This is a genomic window from Neobacillus rhizosphaerae (assembly GCF_937468385.1).
Lineage (GTDB): Bacteria > Bacillota > Bacilli > Bacillales > Cytobacillaceae > Neobacillus > Neobacillus rhizosphaerae.
Genome location: NZ_CALBWS010000035.1, coordinates 1 through 25,403, shown reverse-complemented (window position 1 = coordinate 25,403; position 25,403 = coordinate 1). Strand labels below are relative to the sequence as shown.

At 38.7% G+C, this 25,403-nt stretch carries 25 protein-coding genes and 1 riboswitch; of the genes, 17 read left to right on the top strand and 8 right to left on the bottom strand.

Going from position 1 to position 25,403, the window contains the following annotated elements:
• Positions 1-15 precede the first annotated feature (15 nt).
• Entirely contained in the window at positions 16-768 is a 753-nt protein-coding gene (locus tag M5A78_RS20575; protein ID WP_248737155.1) for a MerR family transcriptional regulator, read from the bottom strand.
• Between the two features lie 177 nt (positions 769-945).
• Between M5A78_RS20575 and M5A78_RS20570 the strand changes: the two genes are divergently transcribed.
• On the top strand, positions 946-1,461 hold the full coding sequence (locus M5A78_RS20570) for a hypothetical protein (RefSeq protein ID WP_248737154.1): 516 nt from the start codon (positions 946-948) through the stop codon (positions 1,459-1,461).
• Between the two features lie 53 nt (positions 1,462-1,514).
• Positions 1,515-2,207, top strand: coding sequence for a copper homeostasis protein CutC (locus tag M5A78_RS20565; protein WP_248737153.1), 693 nt, complete (start codon positions 1,515-1,517; stop codon positions 2,205-2,207).
• Positions 2,208-2,273: 66 nt separating this feature from the next.
• Here the strand turns inward: M5A78_RS20565 and M5A78_RS20560 are convergent, their stop codons facing one another.
• Complete coding sequence (locus tag M5A78_RS20560) at positions 2,274-2,849, bottom strand: QueT transporter family protein (protein ID WP_248737152.1); 576 nt, start codon at positions 2,847-2,849, stop codon at positions 2,274-2,276.
• Positions 2,850-2,855: 6 nt separating this feature from the next.
• A riboswitch (PreQ1 riboswitch) is annotated at positions 2,856-2,900 on the bottom strand.
• A gap of 218 nt (positions 2,901-3,118) precedes the next feature.
• On the opposite strand from M5A78_RS20560, the gene M5A78_RS20555 reads away from it, so the two are divergent.
• Together M5A78_RS20555 and M5A78_RS20550 are read left to right on the top strand one after the other, a co-directional pair.
• Complete coding sequence (locus M5A78_RS20555) at positions 3,119-3,535, top strand: VOC family protein (protein WP_248737151.1); 417 nt, start codon at positions 3,119-3,121, stop codon at positions 3,533-3,535.
• A gap of 11 nt (positions 3,536-3,546) precedes the next feature.
• Positions 3,547-4,065, top strand: a complete 519-nt coding sequence (locus tag M5A78_RS20550; protein WP_248737150.1) for a GNAT family N-acetyltransferase — start codon at positions 3,547-3,549, stop codon at positions 4,063-4,065.
• Between the two features lie 61 nt (positions 4,066-4,126).
• Here M5A78_RS20550 and M5A78_RS20545 read toward each other — a convergent pair whose 3' ends face one another.
• Together M5A78_RS20545 and M5A78_RS20540 are read right to left on the bottom strand one after the other, a co-directional pair.
• Positions 4,127-4,441 carry a DMT family transporter gene (locus tag M5A78_RS20545; protein ID WP_248737149.1) on the bottom strand — a complete coding sequence of 105 codons (315 nt, stop codon included), beginning with the start codon at positions 4,439-4,441 and terminating at the stop codon, positions 4,127-4,129.
• A 1-nt stretch (position 4,442) separates the two neighbouring features.
• Complete coding sequence (locus tag M5A78_RS20540) at positions 4,443-4,790, bottom strand: DMT family transporter (RefSeq protein WP_248737148.1); 348 nt, start codon at positions 4,788-4,790, stop codon at positions 4,443-4,445.
• 219 nt (positions 4,791-5,009) lie between these two features.
• Here M5A78_RS20540 and M5A78_RS20535 point away from each other — a divergent pair, with 219 nt between their 5' ends.
• The 7 genes from M5A78_RS20535 to M5A78_RS20505 all read left to right on the top strand — a co-directional run bounded on the left by M5A78_RS20535 (position 5,010) and on the right by M5A78_RS20505 (position 13,714).
• A complete protein-coding gene (locus M5A78_RS20535) occupies positions 5,010-5,414 on the top strand; it encodes a globin domain-containing protein (protein WP_406603727.1) in 405 nt (134 codons plus the stop codon).
• A 112-nt stretch (positions 5,415-5,526) separates the two neighbouring features.
• Positions 5,527-7,197 (top strand): glycoside hydrolase family 13 protein, encoded by a 1,671-nt coding sequence (locus tag M5A78_RS20530; RefSeq protein WP_248737146.1) that lies wholly within the window; start codon positions 5,527-5,529, stop codon positions 7,195-7,197.
• Positions 7,198-7,754: 557 nt separating this feature from the next.
• On the top strand, positions 7,755-9,059 hold the full coding sequence (locus tag M5A78_RS20525; RefSeq protein ID WP_248737145.1) for an ABC transporter substrate-binding protein: 1,305 nt from the start codon (positions 7,755-7,757) through the stop codon (positions 9,057-9,059).
• Positions 9,060-9,241: 182 nt separating this feature from the next.
• A complete protein-coding gene (locus M5A78_RS20520) occupies positions 9,242-10,102 on the top strand; it encodes a carbohydrate ABC transporter permease (protein WP_248737195.1) in 861 nt (286 codons plus the stop codon).
• On the top strand, positions 10,102-10,917 hold the full coding sequence (locus tag M5A78_RS20515) for a carbohydrate ABC transporter permease (protein ID WP_248737144.1): 816 nt from the start codon (positions 10,102-10,104) through the stop codon (positions 10,915-10,917). Before M5A78_RS20520 ends, M5A78_RS20515 begins: the two co-directional genes overlap by 1 nt.
• A gap of 56 nt (positions 10,918-10,973) precedes the next feature.
• The gene (locus tag M5A78_RS20510) at positions 10,974-11,996 is read left to right on the top strand and encodes a LacI family DNA-binding transcriptional regulator (RefSeq protein WP_248737143.1); all 1,023 of its coding nucleotides are present in this window, start codon (positions 10,974-10,976) and stop codon (positions 11,994-11,996) included.
• A 53-nt stretch (positions 11,997-12,049) separates the two neighbouring features.
• Positions 12,050-13,714, top strand: a complete 1,665-nt coding sequence (locus M5A78_RS20505; RefSeq protein WP_248737142.1) for a glycoside hydrolase family 13 protein — start codon at positions 12,050-12,052, stop codon at positions 13,712-13,714.
• Between the two features lie 52 nt (positions 13,715-13,766).
• On the opposite strand, the gene M5A78_RS20500 is transcribed toward M5A78_RS20505, so the two are convergent.
• On the bottom strand, positions 13,767-14,282 hold the full coding sequence (locus M5A78_RS20500) for a DoxX family protein (protein ID WP_248737194.1): 516 nt from the start codon (positions 14,280-14,282) through the stop codon (positions 13,767-13,769).
• 356 nt (positions 14,283-14,638) lie between these two features.
• On the opposite strand from M5A78_RS20500, the gene M5A78_RS20495 reads away from it, so the two are divergent.
• On the top strand, positions 14,639-16,879 hold the full coding sequence (locus tag M5A78_RS20495) for an EAL domain-containing protein (RefSeq protein WP_248737141.1): 2,241 nt from the start codon (positions 14,639-14,641) through the stop codon (positions 16,877-16,879).
• Between the two features lie 21 nt (positions 16,880-16,900).
• On the opposite strand, the gene M5A78_RS20490 is transcribed toward M5A78_RS20495, so the two are convergent.
• The 3 genes from M5A78_RS20490 to M5A78_RS20480 all read right to left on the bottom strand — a co-directional run bounded on the left by M5A78_RS20490 (position 16,901) and on the right by M5A78_RS20480 (position 20,271).
• Positions 16,901-18,256 (bottom strand): MATE family efflux transporter, encoded by a 1,356-nt coding sequence (locus M5A78_RS20490; RefSeq protein WP_248737140.1) that lies wholly within the window; start codon positions 18,254-18,256, stop codon positions 16,901-16,903.
• Between the two features lie 177 nt (positions 18,257-18,433).
• Positions 18,434-19,312 (bottom strand): LiaG family protein, encoded by an 879-nt coding sequence (gene liaG / locus M5A78_RS20485; protein ID WP_248737139.1) that lies wholly within the window; start codon positions 19,310-19,312, stop codon positions 18,434-18,436.
• A 140-nt stretch (positions 19,313-19,452) separates the two neighbouring features.
• Positions 19,453-20,271, bottom strand: a complete 819-nt coding sequence (locus M5A78_RS20480; RefSeq protein ID WP_248737138.1) for a YitT family protein — start codon at positions 20,269-20,271, stop codon at positions 19,453-19,455.
• A 394-nt stretch (positions 20,272-20,665) separates the two neighbouring features.
• Here M5A78_RS20480 and M5A78_RS20475 point away from each other — a divergent pair, with 394 nt between their 5' ends.
• From M5A78_RS20475 to M5A78_RS20455, 5 genes are all read left to right on the top strand, one after another.
• Positions 20,666-21,979, top strand: a complete 1,314-nt coding sequence (locus M5A78_RS20475) for a purine/pyrimidine permease (RefSeq protein ID WP_248737137.1) — start codon at positions 20,666-20,668, stop codon at positions 21,977-21,979.
• A gap of 246 nt (positions 21,980-22,225) precedes the next feature.
• Positions 22,226-22,681 (top strand): SRPBCC family protein, encoded by a 456-nt coding sequence (locus tag M5A78_RS20470; protein ID WP_248737136.1) that lies wholly within the window; start codon positions 22,226-22,228, stop codon positions 22,679-22,681.
• Between the two features lie 103 nt (positions 22,682-22,784).
• A complete protein-coding gene (locus M5A78_RS20465; protein WP_248737135.1) occupies positions 22,785-23,720 on the top strand; it encodes a dipeptidase in 936 nt (311 codons plus the stop codon).
• The gene (locus M5A78_RS20460) at positions 23,717-24,745 is read left to right on the top strand and encodes a DmpA family aminopeptidase (RefSeq protein ID WP_248737134.1); all 1,029 of its coding nucleotides are present in this window, start codon (positions 23,717-23,719) and stop codon (positions 24,743-24,745) included. Before M5A78_RS20465 ends, M5A78_RS20460 begins: the two co-directional genes overlap by 4 nt.
• Positions 24,746-25,012: 267 nt before the next feature.
• On the top strand, positions 25,013-25,246 hold the full coding sequence (locus M5A78_RS20455) for an excisionase family DNA-binding protein (protein WP_248737133.1): 234 nt from the start codon (positions 25,013-25,015) through the stop codon (positions 25,244-25,246).
• Positions 25,247-25,403 lie beyond the last annotated feature (157 nt).

Here is a 25,403-nt window from a genome sequence, read left to right as displayed (position 1 = left end):
AAATCCTCCTTTAAGTTATTCCTCAATTTCGATTCCTTCTTTTTGTAAAAAGAACTTCATCGCCTTGGCAAGCCATTCTTCCTCTTCTTTTGAAAAAGGTAGCGGAATAGTCAATTGTTCTTCTGGCAGATCTGTTTTTGTCATTTGTAAAATCAATGAGGTATCTTCACCCACGATCTCTGAAAACATAGTAAACATATCTTTAATCAATGCTTGAGCCTCTTTGCCCTCATGGTGACTTCCACAAACATTCTTCAAATCTGTTAACAGTGTGGCCCATTTTTTTTCGAGTTCGAGCTGTTCTTCTTGTGGGATATCAAAAATAGCGTCCACTTTTTCCTCAGGGAAAACGTTGTTTAACCATTCCTTGTGATCAGCTTCTAACAAAATACCGTTAATGATGGAAATGAAAATAGAGGAATCAACTGGATTATTTTCTTCCACAATATTAAGGGCGCTGTCCAGCGCTTTTATCATATGATCAATATGAGCCCGTTTTTCCAGCATGGCCTTCTTTTGAAAAAGTAACGATTCTTTGAGGTTCCAATTCTCTGTTTCAATTAAATCCTTAATTTGTTCAAGAGAAAAACCGAGAAATTTCAAGGTTACTATTTTTTGTAAGGTGATAAAATGATCATCTCTGTAAAAGCGTCGTCCTGACGCTGAAACCTCAGGTTTTAGGATGCTGATTTCATCATAATAATGGAGTGTTCTAATCGTCACACCTGTCTTTTTGGCAAACGTCCCAATCGAATATTTTTCCGTCATGTTAGAGCCTCCTTCGTTTTATATCTTAATCATAAAACATCACGTAACGTGAGAATCAATAGTAAAACAAAATAAGATTGGATTATTTTAACACAATACTCTTGTGCATAGACTATCTATGTATTAATATTAGTCATATACATAGAATTTCTATGCATTTATAAAGGGGAGAGCAAATTGTACAAAAAAATTCTTATTAGTTCGGCCGTTTTTGCAGTATTTGCAGGCACAGTATTTTGGTTCCTGATGCAAAGTTTCCCACGTTCCTTTCATCAAAAGTACACAGATAGTACGGATCTACATACCGAAAATATTAATGGTTTTTATTTATTTGATAATATAAATATGGATAATTTTATTAGCATTTATGGAAAACAGATGCATAAAAGTGCTGACAACGACCTTTATAACTACTACGAAGTACAAGATGGTCTTGAAATTGCAACGACTACCAATGGCGGTATTTTACGCTTTAGTGTAGAGAAATCTTCCATTCCAACTTCTAAAGGAATTAATGTAGGGGAATCTATAACGGAGGTGAAAAAGGCTTGTGGAGAGAACTATTATAAACGAACGGAGCAAGGGCTAGACATAATGGGTTTTGTAGATAAAAAATGTCATCAGTCTATCGAATTTTGGTATGATCAAAAAAAGGTTCTTTTTTATCGTTTGGATGACAGTCGGATGCAGTGAAAAATAGCAGCAGGGCTCGGTCAAAAAAAAATTCTAATCAAGAAGGTGTGGAAATGAGCTTAGTAGAAATAATTGTTTTAAATCAAGAAGATGCAAAATACGCTGAAGCCTATGGTGCCGATCGCCTCGAGTTAGTTTCAGCAATCGCTGAAGGCGGTTTGACACCGAGCTATGGAACGATAAAAATGGTCGTCGAGAGTGTAAAGATTCCTGTAATGGTCATGGTTCGTCCTCATAGCAATTCCTTTGTTTACCGTAGGGGTGAATGGGATGCCATCCGTGAGGATATTAAAAAAATTCAAGAGTTAGGTGCGGCGGGTGTCGTGTTTGGGGCGTTAACTGAAAAGCAAGAAGTTGATTTTGACATGCTCGGGATGGTGTTAGAAGAAGCGAAGGGGCTATCGTTAACCTTTCATCGTGCCATTGATCAAACAGATTCTCTGGAAGTATATAGGTCCCTTTGTCAATCTCCATATCATGTTAATAGGGTTTTAACATCGGGAGGGAAGCCGAGAGTACCAGAAGGACTTGATTCATTAACAGGGATGATAGCGGAGTCTGGGAAAACCACTAACTCGCCAATAATCATGCCGGGTTCAGGCCTCTCTTCCAGAAATATAGAATACATTCACCAACAACTCCTGGCCTCCGAATACCATTTTGGCTCGGCCGTTAGAGTTGATGGTGACTTCCGCAAGAAGATAAACGGAGATGAAATCCAGCGGATCAAAAGGATCGTTAACTAATCTGGAATAAACAAATAAAAAAGAGTTGCCACTTTTATTAACCTAAGCAGCAACTCTTAATATTGATTAAACGATTTTATCAAAATGAACGCGTTTGTTAATAACATACATAATCGGCATACCGACCGCCATCACCACGAATTCACCAACTGCTGTCGTTAACCAGGTGAACATGAAAGGCATACCAAATGCCAAATGCAGTTCAATGGCAATCAAGAACATCGTGAACGTGAAAACGAGTGTATTCACGACCATACGCGCCCAAATACCTTTGATAAGTCGTGCGCATGCAATTGTGATTAACAAGGCAATCAATGATTGGCCGACACCGAAGATAAGGTCGTATGCCTTCATCGGCGAGAAGAATAGATTCGTCAAAAATACACCTAAAATGATTCCATAAATGTACTTTTTGTTAAAAACGACCAGATGATTAAACATTTCTGAAACACGGAACTGGATTTGGCTAAAGCCAAATGGAGCAATAACGGCTGATACAGCAATGTACAAAGCGGCCACAATTCCGTTTACGACAATTCCATTCACTTTGTTGTGCTCTTTATCGGTTCCGGCAGTTCGAACAGAACTAGTGCCTGAATTAGCACCAATTGGTTGTGCTAATGTGTTAGTTGTTTTTTCCATATTCATTTCTCCTTAGTTTTTTTACGTGGGAGGTTCTCGAACCACGTTAATATATATTACTTGCAAAATTATATATTAATATAAATACAATCACTAGTCAATGAATGATAAATTTGACTTTAGAAATAAATGATAAAGTGTCGATGTTTGAGCTTATAAATGAGTCTCCAAAATCAAGGAAGTCCCTTAAAATTAATTTAGGTTATGCTGAATTTTCCAAAAGAGAAAACGTTGACAAAAGCTGGGGCTGAAGAGAAAGGGGATGCAGTATGTTACACCATCTTGAAATCTATGTTTCAAACTTAAAAAAATCAATTGAATTTAGGGACTGGTTTTTATCTGAATTAGGATATGAACCATTCCAAAAATGGGATTCAGGCATCAGCTGGAAATATGGTGAAACCTATCTTGTTTTTGTTCAGACAGACGAACGGTTTATGGATATTCCCTACCATCGCAGAAGAGTGGGGCTGAACCATCTTGCCTTTCATGCTGAATCCAAAGAGAAGGTCAATCAAATAACGGCACAATTGAAGGAAAAAGGGATAAATATTCTATATCAAGATAAGCACCCGTTTGCCGGAGGAGATTCACATTATGCCGTATATTTCGAAGATCCTGATAGAATAAAAGTGGAATTAGTAGCACCTGAAAAGAATAACAAAATCTACAATCAAAAAATATAGGAGAATTTAACATGGGAGAAGAAAAAATTTCACGTGCAGCAAATGAGGATTTACCTAGAATCGACAAGCTATTTCAAGATTGTAAAGAGGATCTTCTGAATAAGGAAATTTATCAATGGGACGATCAATATCCGAACAAAGAATATCTTGCCTACACAATTAGCGAAAAAGAAATGTTTATTTTACATAATGAAGATGAAATCTTAGGGGCTATGGTATTAAACGAATGGCAGGTTTCAGAATGGGATGAGATAAGTTGGACGGATAAGGATGGTAAATACTTAATCCTGCATTCTTTCTGTGTGCATCCATCACTCCAAGGAAAGGGATGTGGAGGGGGATTGCTGCAATTTGCCGAAAAAATGGCCAAGGATCAAGGTTATGCAGGAATAAGGCTGGATGCCTTTTCCAAAAATGAAGGGGCATTAAGCTTTTATGAAAATAAAGGATACACGAAAACAGGAGAAGTGTTTTTTTTAACAAAACCTACTGGACATGAAACATACTTTTGTTATGAAAAGTTGGTTTAAGAATTGTCAGCCCCCAGTGAGATAAACACTAAACTACTGGGGGTTGACATCTTTCCAGCTATTAAGAAAGTGCCTTTAAGCCCATCACGCCAATGAGAATCAAAATGACACTAAGAATGCGGCCCACGTTCTTCGATTCCCCAAAAAGATACATGTTAATTAATACTGCCCCTGCGGTACCAATTCCAACCCAAACGGTATAGGCGATACTTACTTGCAGATAGTGAAAGGATGTATATAGAAAAACAAATGAAGTTCCAAAGCCGCCAAGATAAAGGATACCATTTTTTACTGTTTTCCTTTGACTATACAAATTTAGCCCGGCCGCACCAGCGATTTCACTTGCAGCTGCTAAAAACACAAACAACCAGCCCATATTAAGCGGCCTCCTTCATCGTTTGTTTTTCTTCTTTGTTATCAGCGAGGTTTAAACCAATTACACCTAGTACTATAATTGCTATAAACAGAGCCTTTCCTATACTAAAGCTTCCTCCAAAAAGAAAAACATCCATTAGCACTGTCCCGATGGTTCCTACACCTGCAAAAATCGCATAAACAGTCCCGGTTGGAAGACTTTTACACGCTTCAGGTAAGAAGTGGAAATCAATAAATATTATTCCAATGACAATTACCCACTGCCACCATGTATCAGCTGTATTAAATCCATAAACCCAGAACAATTCAAATAAGCAGGTTAACATTACATAAATCCAGGCTTTATTCATTTTATTCACCTCTTGAAGACGCCTGTTTTGCCTCGATATTATTCCCATTTCGAGACCTTCATATTATCCTAGGATACCATATCATTCGAAAAAAGGTTTGAAAAAACTACTTTAGTTGTTTGGAAACATTTATAAGTTGGGAATAAGTGTGATTTATATCACGAACTGCTATCTACTATATCTTTATAATGATTTGAAACAAAGGAAAAATAAAAGTGGATGGTGAGGAAATTGGAATATAATTTTAAATCACTATATAGCGATATCGGTGGACAAGAAACGATTGATAAGCTGGTAAATGCCTTTTATCCGCGTGTGTATGCCAATCCTGAATTGGCTCCTTTATTTGAAGGAGATATGGAAGAAATTAAACGGAAGCAGCGGATGTTCCTGCCGCAATTTTTAGGTGGTCCTGCTCTTTATAGTCAGGAATTTGGACCACCAGCAATGAGAGAGCGGCATCTCCCCTTTGAAGTGACTCCTAGGAGAGCCGAATGCTGGCTTCGCTGCATGAAAGAAGCCTTTCAAGAAATTGGTCTTGATCAAAATCCAGCGGGTCTTGCCTTTTACGATCGTTTAATACAAGTGGCTGGAATAATGGTGAACAGCTCTGATTCCCAATAAGTATCAGTGGAAAATCCTGACCTATAATCTTCGAGGTTGAGGATTTTTTTGTTTCGGAAAAATTAGCAGATATGTTATAGTGTGGTTGTTTATATGTTAGGAGGGCCGCAAATTGAAAAATAATGACAATTGGTGGAAGAAAAGTGTTGTTTATCAAATTTATCCACGGAGCTTCAATGATTCCAATGGCGATGGAATTGGGGATATTCAGGGGATCATTGAAAAACTTGATTATTTAAAATTACTTGGTGTTGATGTGATTTGGTTAAGTCCGGTCTACGATTCACCGAATGATGATAATGGCTATGATATCCGAAATTATCAGAAGATCATGAATGAGTTTGGAACGATGGCAGATTTTGACCAGATGTTGGATGAACTGCATAAACGCGATATGAAGCTTGTCATGGATTTGGTGGTCAACCATACCTCTGATGAACATGAGTGGTTTGTTCAGTCGAAAAAATCAAAAGACAATCCATATCGCGATTATTATTTTTGGCGTGAGGGTAAAGATGGAAAAGAACCGAATAATTGGGGCTCTATATTCAGTGGTTCTGCATGGGAATATGATGAACCATCCAATGAATATTACTTACATTTATTTTCGAAAAAGCAGCCTGACCTAAACTGGGAAAATCCGAAACTTCGGGAAGATGTCTACCAGATGATGAAATACTGGCTAGATAAAGGGATTGACGGCTTCCGGATGGACGTCGTTAATATGATTTCCAAGCAGCCTGGCTTGCCGGATGGTGTACAGAGCGAAGGGCAATTATATGGTGATGGCGGCCAATACTTTATGAATGGCCCAAGAATCCATGAGTTGTTGCAAGAAATGAACCATGAGGTTTTGTCTAACTATCCAATAATGACCGTTGGTGAAATGCCCGGCGCCACCCCAGAGGATGCCATTCTTTACACGGACCCTGACAGAAAAGAAGTCAATATGATTTTCACTTTTGAGCACATGGATTTAGACAGCGCCCCGGGCGGGAAGTGGAATTTAAAACCATTGAATCTAGTCGAGTTGAAAGAAAACTTAACAAAGTGGCAGTCTGCTCTACATAGCAAAGGATGGAACAGCTTGTATTGGAACAATCATGACCAGCCGCGGATTGTTTCCCGTTTTGGTGATGACCAAAAGTATCGTGTTGAATCAGCGAAAATGTTAGCAACCTGCCTTCATTTCATGCAGGGAACACCTTATATTTATCAAGGGGAAGAAATCGGTATGACCAATGTAAAGTTTGACTCCCTTGAGGATTATCGGGATATCGAGACCATCAATATGTATAACGAGCGAATGGCCTTAGGCTACACACATGAGGAAATCATGACCTCGATTTATGCAAAAGGCAGAGACAATGCAAGAACGCCGATGCAATGGGATACTTCTGAGAATGGTGGCTTCACGTCAGGAATTCCCTGGATTAAGGCCAATCCGAAATACAAAGAGATTAATGTGAAAAATGCTTTAAATGATTCACAGTCAATTTTTTATTTTTATCAAAAATTGATTGCCATACGCAAGGAAATGGATATTATCATTGATGGTGATTTTCAGCTATTGTTAAAGGATCATCCGGAAGTGTTTGCTTACGAACGAACGCGGAAGGATGAAAGCCTCATCGTGCTCTGCAACTTTAGCGCAAACGAGTTAGTGATTGAGGATGAGGAACTTGCAAACAAATTTCCTGAATATCATCTCCTCCTTTCCAACTATGAAGCAGGAAAAACAACTAGTTTGCGTCCATATGAGACAGTTGTACTGAAAAAGTAGAAAATACCCTAAAAGCATCAGGAATTCCTGATGCTTTTTATCATTTATAAAGAATTTTTAACCTTGGGCTTCAAGAAATGTCTAGCTCCAGGCGCCGATTGGCGGGCGCTTTGATCTTTTCTAATAAAAAATGTTTGCGCATTCATTATGAAAGTGGTACTATGAATCTATCGATTAGTGCAAACGTTTTCGCTACCGATACATAACGAGAATAGGGGGTATTAGTAGATATTAACTGTAAAGTAAGATGAATTTTTAATGGTAAATAATGATTTATTACAGTTTTTCTGCTATTTTGTGCAAACGATTTCGTTGAAAACTAGAATAAAACAAGATTTTCTAAGATTACGAATGGGTGACCTAGATTTTTAAAAAATTTCTTATTTATACTTTAGTGCAAACGATTGCATTAGAAAAGCCTTACGTAAATCACAATGGGTTGTATTCGGATTTGCTTAGAATATCTAAATCACAATAACACATGATAAATCCATCTATGTTTTCCCACGTTGCACAAGCTATTAGATCACAAAAAATTCTTAATATGGGGGTAAATCATGAATAAGAAAAAATTATTTTCCGGAATTGGCGCCGGTGTTCTTTCCCTAAGTCTCCTTTTAACGGGCTGTGGAAATGCAGATAAAAGCGGCTCCAAAGAAGATTCAAAAGGTAATGTAACAATAGATGTATTCCAATTTAAAGTGGAATTTAAAAAGCAATTTGAAAAAGTAGCGAAAGAATATGAAAAAGAACACAAAGGTGTAAATATCAACATTACGACTGTTGGCGGCGGTGAAGATTACGGTGCAGCCCTAAAATCAAAATTTGCGTCAGGTAAAGAACCAGCCATCTACAATATCGGTGGACCGCAAGACGTAAAAGATTGGCAAAAAAAATTAGCTGACCTATCTGATACAGAAGCTTCAAAAGCAGCATTAAAAGGAACACTTGATGGCGTAACGAAAGATGGAAAAGTACTAGGATTGCCTTACAACCAAGAAGGTTATGGCTTCATTTATAACAAGGATGTTTTTAAAAAAGCAGGTATTGATCCAAAATCAATCAAGAGCTTTGCAGATCTTGAAAAGGCTGTAAAAACGTTAGATTCGAAGAAAAAAGACCTTGGTCTTGAAGCAGTATTTGCTCTACCTGGTAAAGAAACTTGGGTAACTGGCTTACACTTATCAAACACGTTCCTTGCACCAGAATTTGATAACAATGTGTTAAACGCATTTAACGCGAAAAAGGTTGATTTCAAATACGGTGATGCGTTCAAAAAAGTACTTGACCTACAAAACGATTATTCCGTGCAGCCGACTGTAAGTCTTGACTACTCTAAACAAGTTGAAGAATTATTCTCGCTTCAAAAGGTAGCAATGATTCAACAAGGTAACTGGGTATATGGTTCAATCGCAGGTATTGATCAAAAATTTGCTGATAACGGCATCGGCATTTTACCAATCCCTGTTGAAGGATATAAAGAAGATGCAATTCCGGTTGGAATCCCAATGTACTGGGGCGTAAACAGTAATAAAGATGAAAAAACTGTTGCTGAAGCGAAAAAATTCTTAGACTGGTTATACACTTCTGATAAAGGTAAAGAAACAGTAATTAATGATTTTAAATTTATTCCTGCCTATGATGGATATGATGCATCAAAAATCAGTGACCCGCTTTCTAAAGAAATTTATCAGTATGCACAAGATGGTAAGACAATTGGCTGGGCATTCATGGGTTATCCAACTAACTGGGGACAAAATGAGCTCGGAGTTCAAATTCAAAAATATTTGAGCAAAGAAGCTAAATGGGAAGATGTCGTAAAAACTACTCAAGCAGCTTGGGAGAAATCAAGAAATAAATAATACCCTCTGAACACAGATAATGGGTCCTACTTGTAAAAGTGAGGACCCATTATAAATTAGTAGAGAGGCAAGGGGCTGGTTCATAAGACGGCACTCTTGGTTTAACGCATTTCTTATCACTCAGCCCCTTTTCTTTCATATTATTTACAAACTTAAGAATTACATTGGAGGTTTTTACCATGATGCGTACTCGGGATTTATCCTACTGGTTGTTCTTAGCCCCAGTTCTTTTAGCATTGTCCATGGTGGTTATTATTCCGCTGGTATTTGGGATTTATTATTCATTCACAAACTGGAACGGAATTGAAGTGGGTGGATTTATCGGCTTTGAAAATTACCTTAATGTCTTTAAGGATAAGGAATTTTTAGACTCACTATGGTTCACGGTTAAATTTTCAGTTGTTTCTATTATTTTCATTAATTTCTTTGGCCTTGCATTAGCCCTTATCGTTACATCAAAAATTAAAACAAGTAAATTCCTCAGAACCATCTTTTTTATGCCAAACCTAATTGGCGGCCTTATTTTAGGCTTTATCTGGCAGTTTATATTTATCAAAGTATTTGCCGGGGTGGGAAATTTATTTGGCATTGAAAGTTTAGATGGCTGGCTCTCCACAACGCAAACAGGCTTTTGGGGCTTAGTGATCCTAATGAGCTGGCAAATGGCCGGATATATTATGGTCATTTACATTGCATACTTAGAAGGAGTACCAACTGAACTTATTGAAGCAGCTGAAATTGACGGCGCTAGCCCATTCCAGCGTCTTCGCTACATCGTGTTTCCACTTGTAGCTCCTGCTTTTACCGTTAGTATGTTTTTAACCTTATCAAATACCTTTAAGCTCTACGACCAAAACCTATCACTAACAGCAGGGGGACCATTCAATTCCACACAAATGGTGGCGATGGAAATTTTCAAAACGGCCTTTGGTGAAAGTGAAATGGCTTATGCTCAGGCAAAAGGAGTAATCTTCTTTATCATTGTTGCAGCGATTTCGTTAACGCAAGTGTACATCAATAAGAAAAGGGAGGTAGAAATGTAATGGGACGAAAATATAAATGGCCGTTGGAGATTATCGGTGTGGTATTAGGTCTCATATGGCTCTCTCCTTTTTATTTAATGATTGTGAATTCGTTTAAATCGAAAAAGGAAATTTTTGCAGATACATTAAAGCTCCCTGAAGCATTCAATTTTGATAACTACATTGAAGCCTTTAACGAACTGGATTTTTTAAAGACATTCTTAAACTCAGTCATTATTACCGTTGTAAGTGTTGTGGTTATTATCGTGTTTTCTTCAATGGCAGCCTACGCACTTTCAAGAAATAAAAGCAAAATGAGTACGATTGTCTTCTTTATGTTTGTGGCAGCGATGCTGATTCCGTTTCAATCGGTCATGATTCCGCTCGTCACGATTTTTGGGAAAGTTGAATTGTTAAATCGTGTGGGGATCATTTTTATGTATTTAGGATTCGGCGCAAGTCTGTCGATCTTTTTGTACCATGGTACCTTAAGCGGAATTCCAAAGTCATTGGATGAAGCTGCGACAATTGATGGCGCCAATCGTTTTCAAATATTTTGGTATGTCATCTTCCCAATGTTAAAGCCAATTACGGTAACGGTTGCGATTCTAAATACGATTTGGATCTGGAATGACTACTTACTCCCATCTCTTGTTATTAACCAAGAGGGTATGGAAACGATTCCGTTAAAAATGTTCTTCTTCTTTGGTGAGTATACGAAGCAATGGCATTTAGCATTGGCAGGCCTAACGATTGCGATTATTCCAGTCATTATTGCTTACTTCTTTGCACAGAGGGAAATTATCAAAGGAATTTCCGAGGGTGCTGTTAAATAAGAAACGATCTTTTATATAATGTTAAAAAAAGGAACTTTGAGAATTAGGGGGAAGTAATGGTGGTAACAATTAAAGATGTGGCAAGGGAAGCGAATGTAGCACCTTCGACGGTTTCACGGGTTATTGCCAATAATCCTCGAATCAGTGAAAAAACAAAGAAACGTGTAAAAGAGGTAATGAATCAGTTAGGGTATTATCCTAATTTACAAGCACGTAGCTTAGTTGCCAAAAGCACTCAAACCATCGGAGTGATTATGCCAAATTCGGCCTACCATGCCTTTCGAAATCCATTCTTCCCTGAAGTTTTAAGAGGAATTAGTATGAATGCCCATGAAAGCAAGTACGGGATTTATCTCTCAACTGGTTCCACAGAGGAGGAAATTCATGAAGAAGTACTTTCCATGGTAAATGGGCGGCGCGTTGATGGGATTGTACTTCTGTACTCACGGGTAAATGATCGAACAATGAATTATCTTGAGGAATCTGGATTTCCTTTTACCGTAGTCGGAAGGCCGAGTATGAATGAAGAAAGAATTACTTATGTTGATAATGATAATATTTTTATTACTAAACAAGTAACCAATTATCTCATCGAGCTTGGTCATAAGAATATAGCCTTTGTGGGCGGTAATCTCGATTTTGTTGTAACCATTGACCGTTTAAATGGCTACAACATGGCCTTAAAGGAAGCTGGACTTCCGGTCACAGATGCGTATTTTGTCCATGAAAAATTTGTCAACGAAAAAGGAAAGGATGCCATCCGCACCTTAGTAGAATTAGAGGTCCCACCAACCGCGCTTGTCACACAGGATGATTTAATGGCATATGAAATTATTAGTCATTTAGAGAAGTTAAATATAAAAGTACCTGACGATATTTCCATCGTCAGCTTCAATAACCTTTCGTTATCGGAGCATTCAAAGCCTCCATTAACTTCAGTGGATATCGGTACCTTTCAATTAGGCCATGTAGCAACAAAATGTTTGATTGAAAAAATTGAAAATCCAGAGACATTACCCATACGAATCACGATTCCTACAAGGCTGATAGAACGGAAATCATGTGCTGTTAAAAAATAACCTTTGGATGGAATGTGAAGAATCAACATAAAAAGAATTAGTGAGGATTTAACATGAATAAATTATGGTGGAAAGAAGCAGTTGCCTATCAGATCTATCCCCGTAGCTTTATGGATTCCAATGGGGATGGAATTGGTGATATACCGGGAATAATCGCTAAACTCGATTATTTAAAGGATTTAGGAATTGATGTCATTTGGATCAGCCCAATGTATCAGTCACCCAATGATGATAATGGCTATGATATAAGCGATTATCAGGAAATTATGGCTGAGTTCGGGACAATGGCCGATTTTGATTTGCTGTTAAAAGAAACACATCAACGCGGAATGAAATTGATTTTGGATTTAGTTATCAACCATACAAGTGATGAGCATCCATGGTTTATCGAATCCCGCACCTCGAAAAACAATCCTAAGCGGGATTGGTACATTTGGCGGGATGGTAAGGAACAAAAAGAACCTAATAACTGGGAAAGTATCTTCGGCGACTCTGCATGGAAATTCGACGAACAAACTGGACAATATTTCATGCATATCTTTTCAAAAAAGCAGCCTGACCTTAATTGGGAAAATGAAGAAGTTCGGAAGGCGCTTTATGAAATGGTTAACTGGTGGCTTGATAAAGGGATAGACGGTTTCCGCGTGGATGCGATCAGCCACATCAAGAAGGAAGCAGGTCTTAGGGATATGCCGAATCCTGAAGGGCTGCCATTTGTTTCATGCTTTGAAAAAATGATGAATGTCGATGGAATTCATACGTTTTTACAAGAGTTAAAGGACGTGACGTTTTCTAAATATGACATTATGACCGTAGGCGAAGCGAACGGAGTTACGGTTGATAATGTAGGTGATGTGGAGCAATGGGTCGGTGAAAGTTCAGGAAAGTTCAATATGGTCTTTCAATTTGAGCATCTTGCTCTTTGGGATGCTGAAACGAAAAAAGAACTAGATATTGTCGAGTTAAAGGATGTTCTATCCCGCTGGCAAAAAGGGTTAGAAGGTAAGGGATGGAATGCCTTATTTATCGAAAACCATGATAAAGCACGTATAGTTTCCACATGGGGAAATGATCAGGAGTACTGGCGTGAAAGTGCTACAGCGTTTGCGGCAATGTATTTTCTTATGCAAGGGACACCGTTTATATATCAAGGTCAAGAAATTGGCATGACCAATGTTCAATTTGACTCGATTGATGATTATGATGATGTTTCGGCGAAAAATATGTACCGTTTAAAACGAGCGAACGGGGTTCCACACGAGGAAATTATGGAAATCATCTGGGGGTCAGGACGTGATAATTCACGTACGCCAATGCAGTGGGCGGATGAAGAGAATGCGGGCTTTAGCAGTGGAACACCTTGGTTGAAGGTGAATCCGAATTACAAGAATATCAATGTCGAAGGACAGTTAAAAGACGCTGACTCGATTTTAAATTTTTACAAAAAAATGATTCGCTTGAAGAAAGAGAATGCCGTGTTTACTTACGGAACCTATGATTTGATCCTTAAAGAGGATCCGCAAATCTATGCCTATACCCGGACATCAAATGAGGAAAAGGTAATTGTCATCACAAACCTTTCTCCAGAGCTGGCAGAAATCACGGATGTTTCCTTAGAATATCAGAAATTGTTGTTGAATAACTATGTAGTTTCTGAACATGATCCCCTTCAACAGCTTTCATTGAAGCCGTACGAGACTAGAGTATATCTTGTTTAGTGATAATTAAAAAAAGACGATTCGGAAGCCGAATCGTCTTTTTGCAGAGTGTTTAAGCCATAGCCTTTGAATTTTTCTTGCCTTCACGATTGTTGATGAACTTTCTAATGAAAGGTACAACCCATCTGTCTAACCCGATTCTTCCAGCGTTATAGCCAGCAGTCAAGATGATGAAGCCAAGGAAAATATCTGTTGGGTTATGAGATACTGTACCTGCTAGGAAGAAAGCGAAGTTCATCACTAAACCAAAGAACATAGCTGCTGTCGTTAAACAGCCCAAGAGAAGTCCTACGCCTATTAATGTTTCACCCCAAGGAACGATGAAGTTAAAAAAGTCAACGTTCGGAAGAGCAAAGTTTTTCAAAAATTCAACATACCAGCCGTAAACCATTGCACCGTCCGGCCCTTTAACTGGGTTTGCTGTTACACCTTTTAAAAACCCTGCAGCATCAAAGCCGCCAGTTATTTTGTGTAAACCTGCTGTGAACCAAGAATATCCGAGGTATAAACGTATGACTGTTAGGAGGACGGCAGAGATTTTATTCTCTCTTAAAAATTTGTTAAACATCATTCATTCCGCCTTTCATATTTTAATTATTTCTTTCTAATACCAATATATAGCATTCTAATATAAAAAACATGAATATAGTGAAAAGTTCAAAATTTGTTCGAAGTTTTTCGACAAATATATGAACAGCCTGAAAATGAATCTATGTAAAGTGTTGTGAAGATAATAGGAAGTTAATCATTAAGAACGCCTTCCCAAAATTAATCGTAGAATAGACACAAAATAAGTAATCGCTTCCAATCGATTCAAACCTATGGTTGTTAAAAAAATGGATTTTTGTTATTTTATAGATAAATCCAACTTTTTATTTATTATCTTGCTTCACCAAAAGCAACAGTATAAGGGAGAAAACAAACATGGGGACCACTAAAATAATAAACAGTAAACTTACGTGGATACTCATCTTTAGTTTGATTATCTTTACAGAGCTGCTAGATGTGGTTATCACTAATTTTTTCCCAGACCTTAAACTCTTAAAGTATGCTTCTATTATTGTTCTAATTGGAATTCTTCCATTTTTTATTAGCACAATAAACGTGATAATGAAAATGGATGAAGAGCTTCAAGTGAACAAACTAAAATTGAAGAATATTTTTGATACTCTTGATGTCGCTATTTGGTCCCATGATTTAAAATCAGATACGCTCTTAATTACTCCTGGGATTGAAAAATTGTATGGATATTCATATATTGATTTTTATAAAGATCTTGAGCTTTGGAAAAAAGTGATCTATCCAGATGATTTACATGTCTTATCTAATAGAGAAAAGAAATTAGCTGCCGGGGAAACCGTTACAAGTGAATACCGGATAATCCGTCCTGATGGGGAAGTCCGATGGATCCAGGACAGAGGTTTTCCAATGTTGGATAAAAACGGAAAATTCGTAGATTTTAATAGTGTCTTGTTTGATATTACTGATCGCAAGGAAAGTGAAGACCGATACCGTAGTTTAGTAGAAATGTCACCTGATATTATTGCTGTAATAGGCAGTAAAAAAGTGGAATATATGAATGAAGCCGGATGGAGATTAGTTGGGGCATCAAGCCCTGATGAAGTAATTGGTGAGTCTGCTTTGAAATTTGCTTCATCACACATTATTAAGACTATTAGAAAGAAAGTAGGCCGGATTGATCGCGGAGAACTAGAAAGGGTAAGAGTTGAATTTCAGGTGAAACGGCTCGATGGAGAACCCATTGATGTGGAAATGACCACTACGCCCATCCTTTATGAGGGCAGATTAGCCGTTCAAGTAGTCGGCAGGGATATTACTGAGCGAAAGAAAGCTGAGAAAACGATTCAACATATGGCGTTTTATGATACGTTGACAGGTTTGCCCAATCGAAATAGGTTTAGGCACTATCTTAATACCGTTCTAAGCAACCACGAAGATAAAATTCTAGCTGTCTTATTTTTAGATTTGGATCGTTTTAAAATTATTAATGATACGAAAGGGCATACGGTTGGGGATTTCATTCTCCAAAAGGTTGCCCATCGATTAGAAATGGCCGTTCAAAATGAAGGGTTTATCTCAAGGCAGGGCGGGGACGAGTTTATTATTTTGCTAGAGGATATAGATAAGGAAAAGGTCACCGAGGTGGCAAGGCGAATCCTGAATGAATTCTCTCATTCGCTTGAAGTGAATAACCAGGAGTTTTATGTCACTCCAAGTATTGGAATCAGCATGTACCCAACTGATGGTACTGACGAGGAAACCTTAATAAAAAATGCTGATACGGCTATGTACCTTGCCAAAGAAAGAGGGAATAACTTTTGCTTCTATTCCTCCAATTTGAATGGGATATCAATCCGAAAAATGGAACTGGAAAATGGCTTAAGAAAGGCATTAGAGCAGGGCCAATTGATGCTTTATTATCAGCCACAAGTGTCAATACTAACAAGAGAAATTGTTGGAATAGAGGCCTTAATTCGCTGGCACCATCCGGAACATGGCTTCATTGCTCCTTCTGAATTTATTCCATTAGTAGAGGAAACTGGACTGATTGTCCCAATCGGAAAATGGGTGGTAACAGAAGCTTGCAAACAAAGAAAGGCTTGGGAGAATGCTGGTTACCGTGACTTCCCAATCGCTGTTAATGTTTCAGTCCGTCAATTTGAGGATGAACAATTCATTGAATATATTTTAGAAGTTTTGGATGAAACTGGCCTGGCAGCAAACCAGCTGGAGCTGGAGATTACCGAAAGTATTATGCAGAACCCTGAGAATTCCATGATTATCTTAAATCAATTGAAAGATCTGGGCGTGCTGCTTTCTATTGATGATTTTGGAACCGGTTATTCTTCTTTAAGTTATTTAAAGCATCTCCCGATTGATAAAATCAAAATCGATAAATCATTTGTGGATGATATTCTCTATGATGCAAATCAAGGTGTCATGGTGAAAACGATTATTGATATGGGCTTGAATTTGAATTTTACTGTGATCGCTGAGGGAATCGAAACAGATGAGCAGCTTTCTTTTTTAAAGAAGAATGGGTGCAGGATTGGTCAGGGGTATTTATTTAGTAAACCGATTCCAACTGAGCAAATGGACGAGTTTCTTTTATATACGAATAGAAAAAGTGGTATCCCGATTTAATCAGGATACCACTTATCTGTGTTATGCGAGTATCTGCACTTTCCTTGAGTGCTCCCACGGCTTCATGAGCCAGCGTCTTAAGGCGAAGCAGCCGCGTAGCCATTCATCGGCCCCTTGGGCGAGCCAAATGCCTAATAGTCCAAACCCATAGTGAACCCCAAGCAGATAGCTAAGGGCAACTGCAATCCCCCACATCGATATCATTCCTATAATGACAGGAAACCGGACATCACCTGCAGACTTGAGTGAACTCATCAAGACGATATTCATAGCCCTGCCTGGTTCAACAAAGACAATTGCCCATAATACAGGCAGACCAATGGTAATGATGCTAGGGTCTTTTGTAAAAGTCTCCAAAATGGGCGAACCAATCAAAGCGATAACTAATGATGTAAGTGACGATGCAATCATGGCAATTTTTAAGGTGCGAATCCCGCGCTTTAGTGCCCGTTGAAACTGTCTGCCGCCAATGTACCGTGCTACAAGCAGCTGCGTTCCTTGAGCAATCGCCAAAGTGAATAAAAAGCAAAGCATATTAATATTTAATATATAGACACGTGCTGCAAGGGAAGCCGTACCCATCGAGACTACAAAACTAGTAATCACGAGCTGAGATAATTGATAGGAAAGATTTTCGCCTGCGGATGGGATCCCGATGGAAAGCAATCCCTTGATATCCTCTTTTTTTGCCTTAAAAATATCTTTTATTGTCAGCTTTAATGAAAGTCTGGTATACACCAAATAGATTAATGCACATACAGCATATGCACGTGCAATAACAATTGCCCACGAAACTCCGGCTACACCTGTAATCGGCAAGCCGAAAATCCCCGAAATGGCGATGATATTTCCGCCAACACTGATTAGGTCCATAACCACTGTCACAACCATTGATTCCTTCGTGTACCCATGACTGCGCAGGACAGCACTTAACGCAAGTGAAATCGATTCAAAAAAAAGGGAAATACCGCAAATACGGACAAATGTTAGACCGTATTCGAATACTTTTCCTTGAATGTCGAATAAACGTAAAAGCTGTTCTCCAAAGAGGAAAACGGTAACGGATACGGCAATTCCAAACCAAACATTCAAGCCGAATACAGAGCGGGATAATTGCCTTCCCTTTTTCAGTTGTCCTGCTCCTAGACTTTGACTGATCAAGACGGTTGCTCCAATCGAGGTTACCGTGAAAACTAAGATAAAAATATTCAATAGCTGATTCGCAACACCTACTCCTGCTGCGGCGGCATCCGAGTAATGACTTAACATAAATGTCGCAATAATGCCCATGCCCATATGAAGAGCCAGTTCAATAAAGAGCGGCCAAGAGATACTAAAAAGGGATTGTTCTGAATATGTGTTAGCTTTTTCTTCCAATGATGATACTCCTTTACCCTTTTAACTTATTAAAATTATAAATTCCATTTTACACCTAAATGAACAAGAAAAAAATAGAAAAATTATCGCCACTCTCTTTAGTGGAAATGGGATTGATACATAGCAACTCTCCTTCTAAAATAAAAAGAAAAGCACTGAAATCCAGCGCTTTTCTTTTTAATAGATTCGGATGTTTCCACTAGAGACATCTAGCTCAATTTTATACTTACCGGAGCCATGTGTACCTTTGATGGATTTCTTGTTCAGGTCCTTCGTTGTTAATGGAAAGTCGCATGAAATATTGCCGCTGCTTACATCACCGTTTAAAGTGAAATCAGCATTGTTAGGTAAGTCAAGTCCAACGTTGCCAGAGCTTACATCCATTTGTATGGAATCGATTAACTTATCTAGTTGAATATTCAGCCTGCCGGATGATACATCCGCTCTTATTGCCCCAATATAATGCTTGATATCAAGGTTGCCAGAGGCAATATTAATAGAGCCTGTTTTCGATTTTAATGAATCAATTTCCACATTTCCTGATCCGCCATCATGCCCAAACTGCTTCACATTCAGGTTTTTGAGATTCATGTTGCCAGATCCGATATTTACCGTTAATTCATCTAAGTTTACCGGCTTGTTTTTTGACTCCCCGGAAAAATCCAAATTCCCTGAGCCTAAATCGATGGACATGCTGCGGTCATAATTTTTAGGAATGTAGATCTTCAGCTTACTCTTATCGGAGAAGGAGCCCCAGTCGAACCAATTAAACCCCTTGCTTTTTAGCGTAACCTCTACTGTATCTCCATTCTCCTTAACCGTTAGCTTTCGTTTTCCAGTATAAACAGCTTTCAAATCTTTCCGATCTTCGGGAATTATCGTTGTACTTCCACTCGAAATATCAATATTAATCATGCTGATACCATTTGAAATAGCAGCATGCCCGTTTTTGTTGCTATTGTCGCTAAATACATTAAAATGAACGGACTGATTAAACACAATATATAAGCCGGTAATCACCAATAAAAGTATCAAAATTCTTTTCAATTTTTCCATCCCCTTTGCTTCCTTAATCCTTCTATATATAGGATAAGAATTCCTCTCGCATTCCTCTATGTACCGGGGATTTATTTTTCGCTACGACTTGAGGCGTATTTTTTTAACTTTCAATGCTAATTGGGATTTCCACGCAATAATTATTTTCGGAAGCGTCCCATTACTTCTAACGTTTGGGTGATGTTGACAAAAGCATTCGGATCAATCCCCCTAATGGTATGCTTTGTTTCATTAAGTTCAAATTTCGTGATGACAGTTGTTAATACCTTTTTAGGTTTGTGGGTATATGCCCCTTCTGCATCCGTGACCGTAACTCCACGGACATGCAGGTGGATTAAAGCTTCACAAAGTTCTTCATACTTTTCCGTCACTATCGTTAAGGTTAATTTGTTCTGAGTGGTATACACCATATCAACTGCACGGCCGGCAACATAAATAGCAATAATCGTATATAATGTGATATTCCATCCGAAAATTACACCAGAAATACCCACCACCAAAAGATTCATACAAGTATTTAAAAATCCAACCTGCATATTCTTTTTCTTTGAAAGAGTAAGACTGATGATATCGGTTCCGCCAGTCGAACCGCCAAACCGAATCAAAATGCCAACAGCTATCCCATACAAGGCACCGCCAATGATAGAGGATAGAAGAATATCATGACTGATGGGATGAACCGGGATAAACTTCATACTTAGCGATAAAACAACTACAGCATAAATGGTTAACAAGATAAATCTTTTTCCCAAGTATTTAAGACCTAAAACAAATAAGGGAATATTAATGACGAGAATAATCCAGCCTGTATTGATATGGATAAAATGATGAATAAAGAAGGCAATCCCAGTTACTCCGCCCGAAGCCAATTTATGTGGGATTAGAAAGGTATTAAAGGCAAAGCCGAAAAGTAATGCACAAGCTCCAGTGACAATGATTTGAAAGACTAAACGTAACAAAATAAACACCTCAATGATTTTTTTCTCATGGAAGATTTTATGCCTTTTGTTAGCTTTAGTCAATTCAGTTTGTCTTAGTAATAATACTTTGAAAAGAAAGTTAAATGGAAAAATTCCTCGCCAATTGCCCTGTAATCCGCTACAATAACTTCAATCGAATACAACGTTCAAAAAACTCAACGGTTTTTTTTCGATTTTCGAAAGACATATCCTCCAATGGGGCTGTTATCGCTGTAACTTTTTTCCAGCCGAAGTGGCTGTTCCTGTAGTTGTAGGCAAGCTTTTCCAACAAGTACTCGCCTCATTGAATGGACATTTTCTTGATAGGTATTATAATAGAAAGTTGGAAAAACAAGAATCTTTTGCTTTATAGAGAAAGAAGGGGTTTCAAAATATGGTTGATTTCACAAAAAAAGAGGGCGGCTTTCTAGCAGGAGTCCAGGGCGTTCAGTGGGCTGTCTTTATGTTGATAAACATTATTGCCGTTCCTGTAGTGGTAGGTGCTGCCTTCCATATGTCACCTGCTGACATTTCAACCTTTATGGAAAGAATGCTATTTGTCAGCGGTGCGGCCACATTGATTCAAATTTTCTTTGGCCACCGTCTGCCTGTCGTCGAAGGAGCAGCAGGTATGTGGTGGGCCATCTTTATCCTGCTTGGAACGATGAGTGCTCCGGGAGATCAGGGTCCTTTGCTACAGCAATTAGAAATGGGCCTGATCATTGCCGGGATATTCTTAGCCGTCTTAGGATTTTTACCGATCATTGAAAAGGTGCGCAATTTATTTACACCAATTGTGACTGGCGTATATTTAATCTTACTCGTTAGTCAGTTGAGCGGTTCTTTTTTTAAAAGTATCCTCGGAATAACCGCAACAGGCCAGTTAAGTGGGAAAATTGCCTTTATTTGTTTCATTGAAATTATAATTATTTTAACGATTTCCCTCAAAGCAAGCGGTATTTTAAAAAGCATGGGGCCACTAATTGGGATTGTTGTCGGTTGGATGTTGTTTCATTTATTTGGATTGATTCATCAGGGTAAAGTATATGAGCCGTCCAGTTGGTTCGCATTACCAAAGCTACTTGACTGGGGGATGCCTCAATTTGATTTAGGGATTGTCCTGACGTCGATTATTACTTCTGTTGTGCTGATTTCAAATGTGATTGCCAGCATTTTAGTCGTGGGGATTGCCTTAGAAAAAGAAGTGAAGCCTAAACAGTATCAAAAGGGGATTTTCGGCAATGGGGTTAACTTATTTGTTTCTGGAATCTTTTCCGTTGTTGGAGTTGTGCCTTTATCGGTTTCGGCTGGATTTATTAGCACAACGGGAATAAAAAGGATGCGCCCGCTGATTATCGGGGCAGTATTGATTATGGCCGCCGGGTTTTTCCCGTATATCGGTGGATTTTTATCGACCCTGCCATTAGAAGTTGCTTACGCCTCTTTATTTATTCCTTTTTCACAAATGATGGGTTTTGGTATTCGCGATCTTATGGGGCAGGAGCCGTCCGCACGAAATCTATTAGTCATCGGCCTTTCTCTTATGGTAGGAATCGGCATGATGTTCTTGCCTCCTGAAAGCTTTGGAAGTGTCGCACCGTGGCTGCGGAACATCGTTTCCAATGGCTTGCTCGTAGGGCTGATTTTATGTCTATTGCTCGAACATGTGATTTTTCGAGAAAAGAAGGATGCAGTAGGTATAAATTAATAGGTAAAGATCCCTTCGCCATTATGGTGAGGGAAATTTTTTTAACCAAAATTTATATTCATAAATATGAACGAATAGTGCTCCACGGAAGACTTCGTTCGTATTTCCATTGTGGATGAATCTTTTCATTAAAACTACGTTCTGTCTTCGCTAGTCGGTCAGTTTTCTTAATGAAATTTTTCTAGATATATTCTTTGAGATATAATGGAATTAACTTTAAAAATCAGATTGAAATGGGTGATTCGAATGGGAAAGCTTTTTGTCGATAAAACGATTGAAATCAATGCTCCGGTGGGACAAGTGTGGGCTGCTTTGACAAAGACGGAACATACAAATCAATGGGCGCTTGAGTTTTCAAGTGGTGGCCCAGAGTTCCATATCGAATCAACATGGGAACTTAGCAGTCCGGTTCTTTGGAAGGGCCAAGACGGCATGGTCATTGTCGAAGGGAATGTAACGGCTGTTGAGCAGAACAAATTACTGCGCTTTACCGTCTTTGATGTTCGAAGTGAGGAAAAAGCGCTAGTGACTGATGAAGACGGTATTACTTTTGAGTTGTCAGAGGAAAATGGTAAAACGTCCCTTCATATTTTACAAGGGGATTTCTCAGTGATGACCGATGGTGAGAAATATAGAAATGCAAGTGCTGAGATTTGGGACAAGGTGCTGCCGAAGGTAAAAAAGATAGCGGAACAAAACTAACTCATATTTTTATGAAAAAATTAATTACTTCTTGGGCTAGGTAAATGATGCACCTAGCTCTTTTTATTGTGTTAAACTTTTTAAAAAAAGGAGAAGGCTCTAAATGAATATAATTGACTTACATTGTGATGGATTGATGAAACTTCAAGAAGCTAAAGGTGCTTTACGATTTGCGGATGCGCCAGAACTCCAGACGAATAAAACAAGATTACAGCTTGGGCAAGTCAAGGTACAATGTTTTGCCATTTTTATTGAACCAGAAATTAAGGGCGATCAGAAATTTCAGGTTGCCCTCGAACAAATCGATTATTTTTATAAGGAAGTGCTTGGGAAAAATCCAGATATGGTCCATTTGAAGGGGTGGGCAGATTTTGATCAGTTAAAGCTTGGACAAATTGGTGCGCTGCTAACACTTGAAGGTGTGGATGCGATCGGCAATGATTTAACAAAGTTACATATTCTTTATCAGTTGGGTGTTCGCTCCGTTGGTCTGACCTGGAATTATGCAAATCTAGCCGCAGATGGGGCTGAGGAACCACGCGGCGGGGGTCTGACACGGTTTGGAAAAGAAATTGTTGCCTTTAATAACGAACATCAAATCCTAACAGATGTGTCGCATTTAAGTGACAAAGGGATTTGGGAGGTTATTGAATTAGCCAAGTATCCGATTGCCAGTCATTCCAATGCAAGAGCGCTTTGTAATCATCCGCGAAATTTAACGGATGAACAAGCTGTAGCGATGTTTAACCAGGGCGGTTTGATTCATGTTGTTTACCATCCTCCGTTTGTAAAAGAATCTGGTGAGGTGACAATCCCTGATCTAGTAAAGCATATCGATCATTTCTGTTCATTAGGCGGTGTGAGGCAAATTGGTTTAGGTTCGGACTTCGATGGAATTTCGACCTTTATCACGGATTTAGAAGATGCATCTAAGAGTCAAAATCTCATAAATGAACTGTTAAAACACTTTAAAGAAGAAGAGGTAAGGGGTTTTGCCAATCAAAACTTCCTAGACCATCGGCCGGGGCTAGGAAGATGAAAGCTAGAGAAAAAGGAATCACTGTTGGCAAGCTGCCAACGGGTGTGAAAAACTGTATTACAGACGTCGAGGGTGTTAAGGTTGGTCATGTGACACTGGATTTACCTCTAGATGAATTTGGTAATGATTATGCCTGTACAGGTGTAACGGCGATTTTGCCACATGGAGGGAATTTGTTTAATGAAAAAGTAACTGCAGCGAGTCATGTCATTAACGGATTTGGGAAGACGACCGGCCTTGTGCAGCTAAATGAATTAGGTGTGCTCGAATCTCCGATTATGTTGACGAATACATTTGCAGTGCCTGCTGTGACCCAAGGGACACTTGAGTACATGCTTGGGGAAAATCCAGAAATCGGCGATACCACTGGGACCATCAATATTGTTGTTGGGGAATGCAACGACAGCTATTTAAATTCAATTCGACTGTTCCCAGTTAAACCGGAACACGCGAAAGAGGCAATTATGAAGGCTTCCGGTCATCAAGCAAGGGAAGGGGCTGTTGGTGCCGGTAAGGGAATGATTTGCTTTGGTTATAAGGGTGGAATTGGTTCTTCATCACGGGTTGTTGAAGATTTCACCGTTGGCTGTTTAGTTCTTAGTAATTTTGGTAAAATAGAGGAATTTCGGGCTTTTCAATATGATGGTAAGAACGGATTTTCCGAAACTGCCGATGGTTCGATTATTATCGTGCTGGCAACTAACGCCCCGTTAAGTGACCGTCAGTTGCAGCGGGTTGCGAAACGCTGCGGAATTGGACTTGGCAGAGTAGGCAGTCATTTTAGCCATGGCAGCGGTGATATTGTCATAGCATTTTCAACCGCAGAGAAAATTTCCCACTTTGCTGAGGAATTGACGGAAACGCGGATACAGATTCGAGAAGATTCTCTGGTTATGAACCAACTTTTTACCGCGGCAGCAGAGGCGGTTGAAGAAGCAATCTTAAATTCACTTTCACAAGCAGGCACCACAAAGGGCAGAGCAGGACGAGTTGTAAATCATCTTAACTTTTTGAAAGAGGAATAGAAACACTGTACTTTACAATAAAAGAGAAAGCAGAATTCCACAATTTTTCTCTAAAAGGTCTTACTATATTCAGCTTATCAACGAATTTAAAGGATATATCAGCGAATATGTTACTTTTATCAGCGGATTGAAGGGTAATTGTCAGATCGTCCTTAAAGTTCAATAAAAGTAACAATCTATGAAAAAAGAGCCTTAAGATAAAACATAACCCTGATAAAATTAGCTATAATAGGCTCTAAAAAGATAGTAGTAGGAGTGATGAAATAAGTGTATTTAACAGTAGAGGAAACGGCAGATTATTTATCGGTATCTGTACCATACGTGGAGAGTTTAATTTTACAAGGAAAAATACGAGTTTTACGTGACAGTGAAGGTGAAGTTTTGATCTACAAGGATCAATTCAAGACACATTTTGAACAGCTTAAGAAATATAAAAACTTAGTGGAAGAATTGGCGAATGAACCAATTCCTGAAGATAAAGATATTAAAGATGAAGATTAAGGTTTTATTTGCCAGGAGGATTAGAAAACTTTGGGGAAAAAAACTATCATGAGCCTCAACTCCCAACCCAACCATGGAAATAAATTTAGAGAACAAGCCGTAGTCACCTAATAAAGGCGGTGAGAGCAGAGCTAGACTTCACATCTTTCGTCTAGTG